13 protein-coding genes are annotated in these 15501 nt (G+C 64.2%); all 13 read left to right on the plus strand.

Translation table 11 applies throughout. From position 1 onward, the window contains the following. Positions 1–1432 (plus strand): glycosyltransferase (locus AC5QAB_RS20830; RefSeq protein WP_495233599.1); only part of this gene is annotated, 1432 nt, incomplete at its 5' end. After that, positions 1429–2223, plus strand: coding sequence for an ABC transporter permease (locus tag AC5QAB_RS20835; RefSeq protein WP_329851349.1), 795 nt, complete (start codon positions 1429–1431; stop codon positions 2221–2223). The genes AC5QAB_RS20830 and AC5QAB_RS20835, both read left to right, overlap by 4 nt. Then, positions 2220–3437, plus strand: coding sequence for an ABC transporter ATP-binding protein (locus AC5QAB_RS20840; protein ID WP_329851351.1), 1218 nt, complete (start codon positions 2220–2222; stop codon positions 3435–3437). The genes AC5QAB_RS20835 and AC5QAB_RS20840 overlap by 4 nt, the downstream gene beginning before the upstream one ends. Positions 3438–3511: 74 nt before the next feature. Further along, positions 3512–5038 (plus strand): methyltransferase domain-containing protein, encoded by a 1527-nt coding sequence (locus AC5QAB_RS20845; protein WP_329853634.1) that lies wholly within the window; start codon positions 3512–3514, stop codon positions 5036–5038. Beyond that, entirely contained in the window at positions 5035–5946 is a 912-nt protein-coding gene (locus AC5QAB_RS20850) for a GDP-mannose 4,6-dehydratase (RefSeq protein WP_329851355.1), read from the plus strand. Before AC5QAB_RS20845 ends, AC5QAB_RS20850 begins: the two co-directional genes overlap by 4 nt. Beyond that, positions 5943–6914, plus strand: coding sequence for a GDP-mannose 4,6-dehydratase (locus AC5QAB_RS20855; protein WP_329851357.1), 972 nt, complete (start codon positions 5943–5945; stop codon positions 6912–6914). Before AC5QAB_RS20850 ends, AC5QAB_RS20855 begins: the two co-directional genes overlap by 4 nt. Before the next feature lie 34 nt (positions 6915–6948). Beyond that, the gene (locus AC5QAB_RS20860) at positions 6949–9216 is read left to right on the plus strand and encodes an ArnT family glycosyltransferase (RefSeq protein ID WP_329851359.1); all 2268 of its coding nucleotides are present in this window, start codon (positions 6949–6951) and stop codon (positions 9214–9216) included. Positions 9217–9265: 49 nt separating this feature from the next. Beyond that, on the plus strand, positions 9266–12289 hold the full coding sequence (locus tag AC5QAB_RS20865; protein ID WP_478443236.1) for a glycosyltransferase: 3024 nt from the start codon (positions 9266–9268) through the stop codon (positions 12287–12289). After that, positions 12289–12840, plus strand: coding sequence for a hypothetical protein (locus AC5QAB_RS20870; protein WP_329851363.1), 552 nt, complete (start codon positions 12289–12291; stop codon positions 12838–12840). Before AC5QAB_RS20865 ends, AC5QAB_RS20870 begins: the two co-directional genes overlap by 1 nt. 2 nt (positions 12841–12842) lie before the next feature. Beyond that, positions 12843–13280 carry a GtrA family protein gene (locus AC5QAB_RS20875; RefSeq protein ID WP_329851365.1) on the plus strand — a complete coding sequence of 146 codons (438 nt, stop codon included), beginning with the start codon at positions 12843–12845 and terminating at the stop codon, positions 13278–13280. Next, a complete protein-coding gene (locus AC5QAB_RS20880) occupies positions 13277–14263 on the plus strand; it encodes a glycosyltransferase family 2 protein (protein WP_329851367.1) in 987 nt (328 codons plus the stop codon). Before AC5QAB_RS20875 ends, AC5QAB_RS20880 begins: the two co-directional genes overlap by 4 nt. A gap of 87 nt (positions 14264–14350) precedes the next feature. Further along, complete coding sequence (locus tag AC5QAB_RS20885; RefSeq protein ID WP_329851369.1) at positions 14351–15205, plus strand: GNAT family N-acetyltransferase; 855 nt, start codon at positions 14351–14353, stop codon at positions 15203–15205. After that, the coding region (locus tag AC5QAB_RS20890) for a PIG-L family deacetylase (RefSeq protein WP_495233600.1) at positions 15195–15501 on the plus strand (307 nt) is incomplete at its 3' end. The genes AC5QAB_RS20885 and AC5QAB_RS20890, both read left to right, overlap by 11 nt.

Consider the following 15501-nt stretch of genomic DNA (forward strand, 5'->3'; position numbering starts at 1 on the left):
GATCTGCAGGTGGATCTGGAAGAGGCACTCGCTGCTTGAAGTGCAGATTCCCATCGCTGCCGTGGACGCGCCGGGAAGGCCTACTCGAATGAGTGGACCTGCGCTCCCTTTGCTGGTGCGGCTGTACCGTTCGCTGCTGCCGGTTGCGCTGCGCGAATGGCTATCACGGCGTCGCAACCAGCGCCTGTGCGATGGGTTGCGCTTTGCCCAGGGCCCGGCCTGGACGCTGCCCGACCCGACGACGTCGCAGTCCTCCCCGCCCCCCGATCCGGTGTGGAAACGGGGCGTGAACGTGTTGGGTTACCTGCGCGGCCAGTTCGGGCTGGGTGTCAGCGCGCGCGCTTACAGCCAGGCACTGATGAACGTGGGCTACCCGGTATCCCTGCAGGATTCGCGCGTGGCCGTCCCTCACGCCAATGCAGACCAGAGCCTGGTGTCGCACCTGCGGCCCGGCGTCGGCGCGTTTGCCACCACGCTGGTATTCGTCAATCCGGACCACTTCAGCGAAGCGATGGCGGCCCGTGGGGACGTGGAGCGGCCACAGCGAGTAGTGGCTTGCTGGTTCTGGGAGCTGCCGCGCGTGCCCGATGCCTGGCGTGAGGCGGTGGCTGCCGTGGACGAGATCATCGTGGCCACGGAATTCGTTGCCGATGCCTTCCGCGCAGTGACTGACAAGCCTGTGACCCGGATCCCGTTCCCCTTGCTGGACGCCGAGCCCAGCGGCCTTGCGCGCGCCGACCTCGGCCTACCCGACGGCGCTTTCGTGTTCCTGTGCACCTTCGACTGCAATTCCGCAGTGGCACGCAAGAATCCCGGCGCCGTCATCAACGCTTTCCGCGCAGCGTTTCCGCCGGAGCGCAAGGACGTCGTGCTGATGTTGAAGTCCAGCAATGGCCATCGAAACCCGGACGCCCTGCGCCAGTTGCTGGCTCTTGCCGGTGCCGACTCCCGCATCCTGCTGCGCGATGACGTGATCGATGTGCGGCATCTGCAGGCACTTCAGTGCCACTGCGATGCTTATGTTTCCCTGCATCGTGCCGAAGGGCTTGGTCTGGGCATGGCCGAGTGCATGCGACTGGGCAAGCCGGTCATCGCTACCGGCTGGTCGGGAAACATGGATTTCATGAATGCAGGCAACAGCCTGCTGGTGGATTACACGCTGGTGCCTGTCAAAACCGGCGAGTATCCACACGCCGAAGGCCAGGTATGGGCCGAGCCGGACGTCCGGCACGCGGCCGCGTTGATGCAGCAGGTGGTCGACCGCCCAGCCGACGTTGCCGACCGGGTCGGGCGGGCGCGTCGGGAAATTGAACATGGCATGTCGCTGCAGCGCTCAGGTGCGTTGCTGGCGGCGTACCTGGAGAGCCCCCCCCCCTTGGCCGTGCCGGCGTCGCCGGATGGACGCGGTCTGTCTGGAGCAGGAACCCCATGAGCAGTGTGTTGCGCTCCATCTGGAGCTACCGATTCTTCATCCTCTCGTCGATCAAGAACGATCTTCGGGCGCGGTTCACCCGCAGCAAGCTGGGCGGGCTGTGGATGGTGATCCACCCGCTGGCGCAGGTGCTGATCTTCGCGCTGATCCTGTCCGAGGTCCTGTCGGCGAAACTGCCGGGCGTGGACAACAAGTACGCCTACGCCCTGTACCTGATGGCCGGCATGTTGTTCTGGACGTTGTTCGCCGAAACCATTCAGCGGTGTCTGACACTGTTCATCGACAACGCCAACCTGATGAAGAAGATGGCGTTCCCACGGCTGTGCCTGCCGATCATCGCGGCAGGCACCATGCTGGTGAACAACGTGCTCCTCTGCGCGGCCATCTTCGGTGTGTTCGCCGCGCTGGGCCACTTCCCGGACGCGAACGTGATCTGGCTTCCGGTACTGGTGCTGATGACCCTCGCCTTGGCGATGAGCCTGGGCACCCTGCTGGGCGTGATCAATGTCTTCATGCGCGATCTCGGTCAGGTCATCCCTGTGGTGCTGAACGCGCTGTTCTGGCTCACCCCCGTGGTCTACAACCTCAACGCGCTGCCCGCGCGCTACCAGGCGTGGTTCAAGTTCAACCCCCTGTATGTGCTGGTCACCAGCTATCAGAACGTGCTTGTCTACGGCAAGCCGCCGCTGTGGGGCCAGCTGGGTGGATTGGTGCTGGCCACGGCCCTGCTGGCAGGTGTTGCATTGTTGATGTTCCGCAAGTCCAGCGCTGAATTGGTGGATGCTCTATGAGTTCTCTGTTGAAAGTACGTGGCGTCGGCAAGTGCTACTCGCGCTGGAACAGCGAGTGGATGCGTTTCATGTCCTGGTTCGGCCTGCCGGTTAAACCGGCGGAACAGCACTGGGTTCTACGCGACATCAGTTTCGCGGTAGGCCCTGGCGAAAGCGTGGGTATTGTGGGGCAGAACGGCGCCGGCAAGAGTACGCTGCTCAAGCTAATCACCGGCACCTCCCAGCCCAGCAAGGGCAGTGTTACGCAGAAGGGCAAGGTGTCGGCGATCCTCGAACTGGGCATGGGCTTCAACCTCGACTTGACCGGACGCCAGAACGTCTACCACGCCGCCGGATTGATGGGCCATCCGCAGCAGGCGATCGCCGACGCCATGGATGACATCGAAGCCTTCGCCGAGATTGGCGAGTATTTCGACGCGCCCGTGCGGACCTATTCCAGCGGCATGCAGATGCGCGTGGCGTTCAGTGTGGCTACCGCATTCAGGCCGGACCTGCTGATCGTCGACGAAGCCTTGTCGGTGGGTGACGCCTACTTCGTGCACAAGTGCTTCGACCGCATCAAGGCCTTCCGCGAGCAGGGCACCAGCCTGCTGTTCGTGTCGCACGATCCCACCGCCGTGCAGGTGCTGTGCGACCGAGCCATCCTCCTGGAGGGGGGGCGGCTGCTGCTCGACGCCGATCCCAAGCAGGTCATCGACTACTACAACGCGCTGATCGCGCAGAAAGAGCAGGGCACGATCAACGTGGCAGTGCGCGAGGACGGCGCTGCTGCGATCTCTTCTGGCACCGGCGAAGCAGCCATCGAGACCGTGCAACTGCTCAATGACAAGGGCGAAGCAACCGAATATGTCGCCGTCGGTGAGCCCGTGAGCCTTCGCGTTGGGGTGAAAGTGGCTGCCCCGATCGACAAGCTGGTCTTCGGCTACATGATCCGCGACCGTCTCGGGCAGGCCATTTTCGGTACCAACACCTACCATACCGAGCAGGTGGTCTCGGGAGTGGTGGCTGGTCAGGCGCTGACCTTCAGCGCAGACTTCATCGCCACGCTTGGGCCCGGGACCTATTCCGTGTCACTTTCGCTCAGTGATGCCCAGGACCATCTTGGTCACAATTATGAATGGCGCGACATGGCCCTTGTATTCTCCGTCGCCAACATGGACAAGCAGTACTTCATAGGGACCAGCTGGATACCCCCCCGGATATCCATCGCGTGACAGACCATGCCGCAATTCACAGGCTCCGGCCTGCCTCGACCCTACAAGCATCTAGATAATCTGAGGATCCATCGATGTCATCCAGTCAGGAAAGCTTGATTTCAGCCGACGAGGTCATGCGTCGCGTGCGCATGCGCCTAGGCGTTGGCGAAATCGGCACGGGGGGGGCGGCTTCGGCTGTCCTCACCAGCGTGGTAGCGGGAACCCACAGCGCGGCGCCGAATCCCGCCTTCAAGCCGCCGACTGCGGACTTCAAGAAGCGGACCGAGTATGTGCTGGCCGATTTTCTTGGCTACGACGACCTCGCGTTCGTTACCCATGCGTACGAAGCGATCCTGCATCGCGCGCCCGACGAGCACGCACGCAGCCATCTCCAGGCGCTGCGTTCGGGTGCGGCCAGCAAGATCGAGATCCTTGCTGCGCTGCGCTGGTCGCCGGAAGGGCATACCAACGGGGTGCACATCGATGGTCTGTTGATCCCGTACAAGCTGCATGCCTGGCGCCGGATCCCGGTCCTGGGCTGGATGCTGCACTGGGTGCATGCGCTGGTGCGCCTGCCGCGCCATGCGCGCGCCGTGGAAACCCACATCTCGGCGGTCAGTGGCGATCTGCAGTTCTTCCAGGGCACCATTTCCCAGGTGGTGGCCGAACAGGCTGCGCGTCTGGAGTCGCAGGAGCAGGCGCTGCAACGCATGCCCAGTACTACCCAGGTGGATGAGCTCGGGCAGCGCATCAACGTGCTGGCAGAGCAGATGGCCGAACAGCTCGCCACGCTGCAGGCTATGCCGCGCATGACCGAGGAGCTTGCGGCCCTGCAGGCGATGCCGCGTTTCCGCCTGGCACCGCGGCCGCCGGTGGCAAGTACCGAGGCCACCGCCGCGACGGTCGATGCGTCGGCGGTTGATTCGGACCTGGACGAACTGTATGCCGCGTTCGAAGATCAGTTCCGCGGCCCTCAGGCCGAGATTCGCGAACGCCTGCAGCCGTATATCAAGTTTATCACAGACGTAGGCGCGGGTACCCCGTCAGCGCCGGTGCTGGATCTTGGCTGCGGTCGTGGCGAGTGGTTGGACATGCTGCGCGAACAAGGCCTGCATGCCTCTGGCGTGGACCTCAACAGCCTGTTCGTGGAGGAATGCGAGAACAGGGGACTGAGCGTCGAGTACATCGACGCGCTGAGCAAGCTCCGCACGCTTCCGGATGCATCATTGGGCATGGTGACGCTGTTCCACCTTGCCGAGCACCTGAGTTTCCGTACGCTGATCGACCTGTTCGATGAAGTACGGCGGGTGCTGGTGCCGGGCGGCGGCTTGATCGTGGAAACGCCCAATCCGGAAAATGCCCTGGTCGCCCAGTGGGCCTTCTACATGGATCCCACCCATCGCAACCCGCTGCCGCCGCAGATGCTGCGCTGGCTGGTGCAGGCGCGTGGCTTCGCGCAGTCCGACATCAAGCCGCTCTTCGAGGCGCGTGGTACGTCCGAGGTCGACTTCGTTGCCGACGACATCCCCGGTTCGGCCACCATCAATGCACTGGTCAAGCCGCTCCACGCATCGCGCGATTACGCGATCATGGCGCGCAAGTCGGTGTCGGAACCGTGACTTCGAAGGTGCTGGTGACAGGCGCGACCGGCTTCGTCGGTGGGCACCTGCTGGCGGCAATCGCCGCTGGCCGGTTCGGTCCGCAGTGCGCGGCCGTCGTGCTTCCGACCGGGCTGGACCTGCGGGACGGCGATGCACTGGCTGCGTTCATCGCCGATCAGCGCCCGGATGCCGTCATCCACCTGGCTGCGCAGAGCTTCGTGCCACGCGCCATCGCCGAGCCCAAGGAAACGTACGAGATCAACGTGATCGGTACCCTCAATCTGATCCAGGCGCTGGAAGCCGCCGGTTTCAGCGGTCGCCTGCTGCTGGTGAGCTCAGGCGACATCTACGGCCGGGTGGAGGAGCGCGACCTGCCGGTCACTGCCGCCACTGTGCCTCATCCCGGCAACCCGTATGCGTCCAGCAAACTGGCCGCCGAAGAGCTGTGCCTGCAATGGTCGCGTCGGACCGCCGCGCAGGTGCTGGTGGCCCGCCCGTTCAACCACATTGGACCGGGGCAGAGTAACCGGTTCGTTGTATCCTCCTTGGCCCATCAGGTAATGGCCATCAAGGAGGGACGGCAACCTGCAGTGATCGATGTCGGTGACATCGACGCAACGCGCGATTTCAGCGATGTACGCGACGTGGTATCCGCCTATGCGGCGATCCTCGCCCACGGGCAGGATCAGACCCGTTACATCGTTGCGTCGGGCGTAGAGCGTTCAGTGGCGCAGATTCTGCGCCGCATGCTTGAGCTGGCGCAGGTGCAGGCGGATATCCGGGTCGACGCGACCCGGCTTCGCCCTTCCGAACAGCGACGAATGGTGGCCGATCCCTTCGCCACTACCCATGACACAGGCTGGCGTCCACTCATCGATTTCGATCAGACGCTCGCCGACATATTGCAATCAGTGAGAAGCCAATGAGCACCAAATCCGCATTGATTACTGGCATCACCGGTCAGGACGGCGCCTACCTGTCCAAGCTGCTGCTGGAGAAGGATTACACCGTGTACGGCCTGCTGGCCCGTCGCAGCACCGATACCCTGTGGCGCCTGCGCGAGCTGGGTGTGGACAAGCAGGTCCAGCTGATTGATGGCGATATTTCCGACCTGTCCTCGTTGATCCGCGCGATGCAGCTCTCCGCTGCCACCGAGGTATACAACCTTGCTGCGCAGAGTTTCGTCGGTAGCTCCTGGCAGCAGCCGGTGCTGACCGCGCAGCTCGACGGCGTCGGTGTGATCAATATGCTTGAAGCGGTGCGGATCGTGCGCCCCGACGCGCGTTTCTACCAAGCATCGACCAGCGAAATGTTCGGACTGATCCAGGCCGAGATGCAGGACGAGCGCACGCCATTCTACCCGCGCAGCCCGTATGGCGTCGCCAAGCTGATGGGCCATTGGGCCACCGTCAACTACCGCGAAAGCCACGGCATGCATGCCTCCAGCGGCATCCTGTTCAACCACGAATCGCCCCTGCGCGGCATCGAATTCGTCACCCGCAAGGTGACCGATGCGGTCGCGCGCATCAAGCTGGGCCTGCAGGACAAGCTGCACCTCGGCAACATTGATGCCAAGCGCGATTGGGGTTTTGCCGGCGACTACGTCGAGGCCATGTGGCTCATGCTGCAGCAGGACCACGCCGATGACTACGTGATCGCCACCGGCATCACCACCACCGTGCGTGACATGTGTCAGATCGCCTTCGCCCACGTCGGCCTGGACTACCAGCAGCACGTGGTCATCGACGAGAAGTTCCTGCGCCCGGCCGAAGTGGACGTGCTGCTCGGCAACCCGGCCAAGGCCCAGAAGGTCCTGGGCTGGACGCCCAAGACCAGCCTCCAGCAGCTGATCATCTCGATGGTGGACGCGGATCTTCGCCGCCTCCAGGCCTGAACGGGACCCGAGAACGCAGGGAATGGAAGACAAGTTGAACCAGCGTATTGAACTGAGCGACCGGCGCGGTGCGCGCCTCCCTGCCGTGGCTTGGGCGGCGGGGGCCACGCTGCTGGCCCTGCTGCTGGTGTGGTGGTGGGGCATGTTTCAGGCCGACCCCCGCCACGCTCCGCAACTGCAGGCCGAAAGTGTGCAGATGGACGGTTTCCGCGTGGAGGGTAAGGGCTTCCGCGCCGTGGGTGGCCAGCCTTCGCATTCGCTCGCCGGACAATTCCGCCTGCGTGCGGACAAGCGCTATTCCTTCGCGTTCTCCGTCGATGCCGCCCCGGGGGCGCCCGCTGCCATCGTGGTGGACCTGTTCGGACCGGGCTACGACAATCCTGCCCAGGAGCGGACGTTCGCCACCCAGCCGGGCCAGACCTCCGTGCATTGGTCGGACACCATGGACGTCGGGCACGACGTGCCGGACGTGGTGTCGCTGCGCATCTTCTACGACGGGCCTCCAGGGCTGCTGCTCAGCGACATCCGGGTGGTTGAAGTGCCGACCTGGCGCATCTGGGTCGGTCACCTGTTGATGGCATTGCTGCTCGCCGCCGCTGTGGCGCTGATCGCCGCCGTCGCCGACTGGACCCGCAAGGATGACGCGGTGGCCGCCGCGTACATTCCGTGGTCGTTGCTGGTCGCCCTGTGGCTGAGCGCCGCGCTGATTCGGTACGTTGCCGCGCAGCTGTTGCCTTACTGGTCCGGCGACGAATACGTCTACAAGATGATCGCCTCGGGCATCTGGGCCGGTGGCGGTCGATCCGGCATCCCGCTGCCCGACCAGATCCAGCACGCGACCAACCTGCCCAACATGCTGTACCCGTATCTGATCGCACCGAGTTTCATGATCGGTGATTCGTTCTATACCGGCGTACGGTTGATCAATGCGTTGATCGTTGCCTCTGGGCTGTTCCCCACCTACCTGATGGCGCGGCGCTTCCTCAATGGTCGCCTGAGCTTGGTGATCGCGGTGGCCGCCATCGCACTGCCGGGGGTCTTCATCTCCGCCTACGCGGTCACCGAGGTGCTGTACTTCCCCCTCTACCTCTGGGCCTGCTGGGCGGGCGTGCGCTGCCTGGAACGTTCCGGCTCGATCACCGCGCCGATTGTCTTCGGTGTCTGGATCGGCTTGATGCTCAACGTGCGCCTCAACGGCATCACCGTATTGATGGCGGCGTTGATGACGTGGGGACTCGTTGCGCTGCGTGAAGGGACACTACGTCAATTCTTGACGCGTCCGACTTGGTTGCTGGCGCCGCTGTCAAGCTACCTGGTCTTCAAGATGGTGACGGTCAGCCTGTCGGCGCCGACTACCGATGGGCTGGGCATGTATGGCAACCGCCTGGGCGGCTGGCAGCATACGATCATGTCCGACCTGCACGGCGCAGCCGGGCTGCTGCTGGGCCACCTGACGATCCTGTCGATCCCATTCTCGCTGGCACTGGCTGCGGGCGTCGCCATACTGCTGCCCTGGCGCAACCAGCGCACGCCGGCACAGGTGCGCACGACCAGCCTGTTCCTGCTGCTCGCCACGGCCGGCGCAATCGGCATGGCGATCGTGTTCACCGTCGGTATCTCGCCCAGCGACTTGGGCGGGCTTGGACGCTGGCACAGCCGCTATTACTTCTCCTCTTTCCCCCTGCTGTTGATCCTGCTGTTCGTTCCCCGTCCGCGCCGCGAACAATCAGCACTGGCCTGGCATGTCTACTGGGGCGTGCTCGCCAGCGTGCTGTGCGCCGCGTTGCTGTTCGTGATGGTGCTCAAGCTCAATGTCTCGCCCTGGTTCGGCGCCACCGTGGACAGCATGGAAGCACAGTGGTACCGGTTCACGCGATGGTGGCTGGTCGGTTTTGTGGTCCTGGTGCTGGCGATCGCCGCTGTGCGCGACGGCTGGCTGCGGCGGACCCTGCAGCTGGCGCTGCTGGCCACGTGGCTGACGGTGGCCAACGCCGGCACCTGGCACGAGCTCAGCCGCAGCCCCGGCGCGTTTGACGCGCGCTGCGGCGCCCTGGCGCATGAAATGGTCGCCCATGACCCCGGTGGCATCGCCGTGGTGGCCAGTGGTCGCCGCGAACTGGTCGACAACGTCTTCTTCCTGCCTTACCTGCCGGTCGCCATGCGCATGCTGCCCGACGGCGGCGTGGTGGATGGCCGCACGCTGGCAAACGCGCGCTACGTCTTGGCGGATGAGCGCATCCAAGTGACACATGCAACCCGTCTCCCCGGCACGGGTACCTGCAGCATCTATAAGGTCGACTGACATGAGCAATGAGCACAGCCCACTTCACGTCCCCGCCGAACCCATGCGCGTGGCGCGCCCAGTTTCGGTCGTGATCCTGACCTGGAACGGACTGGAATACACCAAACCCTGCCTGGCCAGTGTCCTGAAGCACACCGACACCTCACGCGTAGAGGTGATCGTCGTCGACAACGGCAGTACCGACGGAACGGTGGAGTACCTGAGCAAGATCGCCGGCATCTCCACCATCTTCAACCGCGACAACCTGGGTTTCGTGCGCGGCAATAACGCAGCGCTGCGCCTGATCGATACCGATCGCGACGTCATCCTGCTCAACAACGACACCGAGATCGATGACCCGCACTGGATCGAGAAGTTGCAGGCCACTGCCTTCGGCGAAGATCGCGTCGGTGTTGTGGGCTGCCGCATCCGACGCCTGGATGGGGCCGATTTCCAGCACGCTGGCACCTACATCCCTGACCGCAGCTACTGGGGGCAGCAGCTGGGCTCGGGTGAGAAGGACATCAACCAGTACGCCTACGACCGGGAAGTGGAGGGCGTAGTGTTTGCGTGCGTCTATATCCGCCGTGAGGTCATGGACGCGGTGGGCTTCCTGGACGAAGACTTCTTCTCCTACTACGAAGACACCGACTACTGCCTCAAGGCGCGCGCCGCCGGCTTCCGGGTCATGAACTGCGGCTCGCTGACCATCCGCCACCGCGAGCATGGTTCGACCTCGGTCAACAAGGTCAGCCACAACGACATGTTCCTCACGTCCAAGGAAACCTTCCTGGGCAAGTGGAAGGAAGTGCTCGATGCCCGCTACCAGTACAAGGTGCACCTGCATTCGACCTTCTTCCGCCCGGTCGGCTATGCGATGACCGCTCGGCAGATCGCCAGTGGCCTGGACAATGCAGGTGTATCGGTCTCCTACGAGTACCTGTACGGCCTCGACAGCGTCCTGCCCATCGCCGAATCGCGCGCCCAGAACACCGGCGTCTATACGCTGGAAGTTATCAAGCAGCGCGAAGCACCCGGCCCGGACGTGCCGCGGCTGGTCTACGGTCAGGCCGATGCCTTCAATCGTGTGACCGAGGGATACCGCATCGGCTACACCATGCTGGAGACCACCGGCGTGCCGAAGGAGTGGGTGGACGGCTGCAACACGATGAACGAGTTGTGGGTGCCAACCGAGTTCAACAAATGGACCTTCCAGCGCAGCGGCGTGACCGTGCCGGTGAAGGTGATGCCGCTCGCGCTCATTGACACCAATCACTTCAATCCGCGCATCCGCGGCATGAAGATCGATGGCGTCTTCACGTTCCTCTCGATCTTCGAGTGGGGTGAGCGCAAGTCGCCGGAAATCCTGTTGCGCGCTTTCAACCGCGCCTTCCGCAGTACCGACCCGGTGGTGCTGATCTGCAAGTATTCCAACAGCGACCCGGGCGTCGACCCGGAGGCCATCATCCGCGGGCTGCAGCTGGACCCCAATGGCGGCCGTATCGTGTATTCGGTCAACGAATCGGTGCCGTATTACCAGGTGGCCCAGCTGTACCGCTCGGCAGATTGCTTCGTGCTGCCGACACGCGGGGAAGGCTGGGGCATGCCGCTACTGGAGGCAATGGCCTGCGGCATCCCGGTGATCGGCAGTTACTGGAGTGCCCAGCAGGCCTTCATGGACGAGGACAACAGCTATCCGCTGCAGGTGTCGCTCACGCCGGCCGAGGCGAAGTGCCCTTACTACCATGGCTTCCAGTGGGCGCTCCCCGACGAAGACCACCTGGTCGCGCTGCTGCGCCATGCCTTCGAGCATCCAGACGAAACCCGGGCCAAGGGTGAGCAGGCGGCGCGTGACGTGAGTGAGCTTTGGTCGCTGGAGCGCTCCTCTGAACGCATGCGCGCGCGCCTGGCCGCGCTCAATCCGCAGGGCTCCAGCCTGCCGGAAGTGCCCGCTGCGGTGCGCAGCCGTATCGGCATCGATGTTTCACGCGCCATGGGCGGTGAAGTGTCCGGTGTGGGCCGCTACGTCGCGATGCTGACCAAGGGCCTGTCCGAATACCAGGCAGAAACCGGGCGTGCGCGCGATTACCTGCTGCTGCCTGGGTTCGGCGACTTCGTGCATCCCGACTACGCGCCCGGCAAGCCGTCCGGCCTGCAGACACGCCTCGGCAGTGGCATGACGCTGTACCGCGGTCCGCTGCCCGCGTTCAAGGATCCGGACCATTTCGTCCCCGGGCTGGACCTGGTGTATTGCGCCGGCAACGTGTTCCCGGTTGGCGTGGGCGCCAACGCACTCATGGTGGTGCACGACACGACGTTCCTGTCGCATCCGGCGTACCACACCGCCGAGAACATTGCCCTGTGCTCGAGCAACTTCGAGCGCGCGGTGCAGGCCGGTGCAAGCTTCGTGGCCGTCTCGGAGAACTCGCGCCGCGACTTCCTCAAGCACTACAAAGTTGCCGAAGACCGCGTGCACACCATCCACTGTGGAATCGATCCGGCGACCTTCAAGTCGGCATCCAGGTCGCAGATGCACAGCGTGAGCCAGCGTTACGAGCTGCCCGAATCGTTCTTCCTGTACGTGGGCAGCATCGAGCCGCGCAAGAACCTGATGACCTTGCTCAAGGCGATGCTGGCCTACGACGGCCCGGAAACCCTGGTGGTGGTGGGGGCGTCGGGCTGGCTCAACGATGACCTGCGCAAGGTAATGAAAAGCGCCGGTGCAAAGGTCAAGGTGCTCGGCTATGTGCCCATCCAGGACCTGCCGGCGCTCTACAGCCGCGCGACGGCGTTCGTGTACCCGTCCCTCTACGAAGGTTTCGGCCTGCCCGTGGTTGAGGCCATGGCCTGTGGAACGCCGGTCATCACCTCGGCCAACAGCTCGCTGCAGGAGATCGCCGAGGGTGCGGGCCTGCTGCTGCAGGATCCGTTGGATCCCGCCGAAATGACCCGTGCACTCGAGCGGATTTCCCAAGACAGAGCCTATGCACAGCAACTGGTGCGGGCAGGCCGCGAGCGTGCGACCCGATACAGCCTGCAGAACCAGGTGGCAGGCCACATCGAGCTGTTCAACAAACTGATCAAGGAGTCGTGATGCGCACGTTGCCGTGGATCACCCTGCTGCTGACCAGCCTTGCCGGCTGCAGCGCCACTGAAACACCGCCCAGTATGTCACCCGACGGCGCCGCCACGTCGGCCGAGCCGGCGGGTAAAGCCGCACTGGCCACGGTACCGGCGTGGATGTCCAGCGCTGCGGCCGATGCGTCGCTGGTGTGCTATCTGGACGTCGTGGAAGGCGCCCTTTCCGGTGGAAACGGATGGCGTGCCGCTGCAGGCGATGCCATCCGGATCGCGGGCTGGGCAGTGGAGACGGGCGCGACGGCGCAGCGCGCCGGGGCGATCCGGCTGCACAGCCTGGCGCCGGGCGGTACGGATGTGTATTTCGCGGCCGAACGATCGGATCGCGCTGACGTCAGCGCGTCGCCGCAGTTCGCCGCCGCGCCGCCGTCGAATGCGGGGCTGACCTCCAGTATCCGGCTCGATGGCGTGGCGGCGGGGCAGTATGAGATCTTCTACGTGATTGGTGACGCTGGGAAGGCCGTGGCCTGTACCTTGGGCCCCTCGCGCGTGTTGACCGTTGGCTAAGCATGGTCTTTGAGATCGCACAACGGCGCAGCTGGTCGCAGCGACTGAGCGTCAAGGCGCTCAGGTCACTGGCCGGGGAGATGGGCAGGTTTGGCCTCGTGGGCGGCATCCAGCTGGCGGTCGACTGGGCACTCTTCGTCGCCTTGTCTTGGGCCGGGTTGGGGGTGGTACCGTCTAACCTTGTGTCCCGGGCAGGCGGTGCCGCGTTCGGGTACTGGCTCAACGGCAAGTACACTTTCGCCGGCGGCAGCGGGCTTGGCCGGAACCAGATGATCCGGTTCGTGGTCACCTGGATCGCGATGAGCGTATTGAGTTCAGCGATCGTGTGGATCGTCGGGCACAAGGCGGGCCTGGGCTGGGCGTGGCTGGTCAAGCCCGCCGGCGACGCCGCGCTTGCCCTACTGAGCTTCTTCATTTCAAAGCACTGGATTTATCGATGAATTCTCCTTCCGCACCGTCCCGCATCGCCGTCGTGATTCCCAGCTACAAGGTGACCAGGCACATTGCCGGCGTGGTCGCGGCGATCGGCAGCGAAGTAGCGCTGATCTACTGCGTCGACGATGCGTGCCCGGAACGGAGTGGCGATTTCATCGAGGCCAACGTCACCGATCCCCGCGTGCGCGTGCTGCGCCACGCCGTCAACCAGGGCGTGGGCGGCGCGGTGATGACCGGCTATCGACAGGCGATCATCGACGGAGCGTCGGTGGTGGTGAAGGTCGATGGCGATGGCCAGATGGACCCGACGCTGCTGCCGCAGTTCGTCGCACCCATCCTGCGTGGCGAAGCCGACTACACCAAGGGCAACCGCTTTTGGGATCTGCGCCAGATCAAGCAGATGCCGCCGCTGCGCCGAATCGGCAACCTTGGCCTGAGCTTCATGTCCAAGGCCTCCACCGGCTACTGGGATCTGTTCGATCCCACCAACGGCTACACCGCCATCAGCACCTCGGTGGCCAGCCACCTACCCATGGACCAGATCAGCCGCCGTTATTTCTTTGAGACGGACATCCTGTTCCGCCTCAATACCATGCGCGCGGTGGTGGTCGATATTCCGATGGACGCACGTTACGGCGATGAGGAAAGCGGACTGAAGGTCGGCAAGATCCTCGGTGAGTTCGCCTTCAAGCACGCGCGCAACACCTTCAAGCGGATCGGCTACAACTACTTCCTGCGTGACCTGTCGTTGGCTTCCTTCGAGCTGGTCGCTGCGCTGGGCCTCCTGCTGCTGGCAGCCACCTTCGGTGGCTGGCATTGGTGGCACTCGGCCCAAGACGGTGTGTCCACCCCACTGGGCACGGTGATGATCTCCACGGTGGCCGCTGTTTCCGGCCTGCAGTTCCTGCTGGCCTTCCTGGGCTACGACATCGCGTCGGTACCGCGGCGGCCGCTTACGGCCCTGCTGGTGCCGCGCAGGCCAGACTGAGCCTATATAATCCGAGACAAAAGCGCCTCGCGTCGCCGGGGGTGCCGGTATGCATGTGCTACATGTTGAATTGCCCGGGAGACGCCCTTGGACATCCGCCCTGCCGGTACGGCACCGGAACTGCTTCGCCATTACCAGTCGATTTTCGCCAAGTGCTTTCCACAGGCCACGCACCTGGACGCGGGATATCTGGAGTGGTTGTATGTGCGCAATCCGGCCGGCCCGGTGATCGGCTTAGATGCGTGGGATGGCGATCGCCTGGCCGCACATTACGCATGCATTCCGGTGGCGGCGATTGTGGGCGGTCAGGCCTGCCGGGTGATGCTGTCGCTAAATACGGCGACCGATCCCGATTATCAAGGGCAGGGGCTGTTCACCAAACTCGCTGAGGGTACGTACGCGGCGGGAGCCGAGCAGGGCATGGCCGCCGTGTATGGCGTGGCCAACGCCAATTCCACTCCAGGCTTCCTGCGCAAGCTCGGCTTCACCTTGGTGGGTCCGTTGGACGCCAAGGTCGGGGTCGGCGCCCTGCTGCCGGAGCCGGCTTTGTCGGTCCTGGGGGACGTGCAATTCCGCCGGGACTGGGACCGCGCCTCGCTGCAGTGGAGGTGCGCCAATCCGCACCGTGGCTACCGGCTGGCTCGATCGAGGGCGGGCGGAGTTCTCGCCCATGCGCCAACCGGCAAGCCGCTGCTGTCGGCGTTCGCTGCGCTTCCCAAGGCGGTGGAGGGGCTCGAGTATGGCTCGCCGGGGATGGGCATGCGTCTGCACCTGGGCATGGTGCCGCGCTCGATGGGGGCGCTGAATGGTGCCTGGTTCGAGCTGCCGGCCGGGCTGCGCAGCAGCCCCTTGAACCTGATCTTCCGCACCTTGGATGGGCCTATGCAGGTGCCCGCCACCGATGCCGTGCTGTTCAGCGTATTGGACTTCGATGCGTTCTGATATTGGCCCCGTGGTGTTCCTACTGGCGCATCCGGACGATGAGTTCGGTGTGTTCCCGTGGATCGAACGCGCATTGGCAGATAGTCGCACGGTGCGCTGCGTATGGATGACCGATGGTGGCTGGGGCGGGCAGGACATCGGGCGTCGCCAGCGTGAAAGCGAACACGTCCTGACCGCGATGGGCGTGCCGCTGGACGCCATGCATTTTCTCGGCGGTGAGCACGGGTTCGCCGACGGCGATCTGTGGAATCGCTTGGACGAGGTGATCGAGGTCCTGCGTGCGCGTTATTGCACAC

It is taken from the genome of Stenotrophomonas sp. YJH_SMC_127, assembly GCF_059372445.1.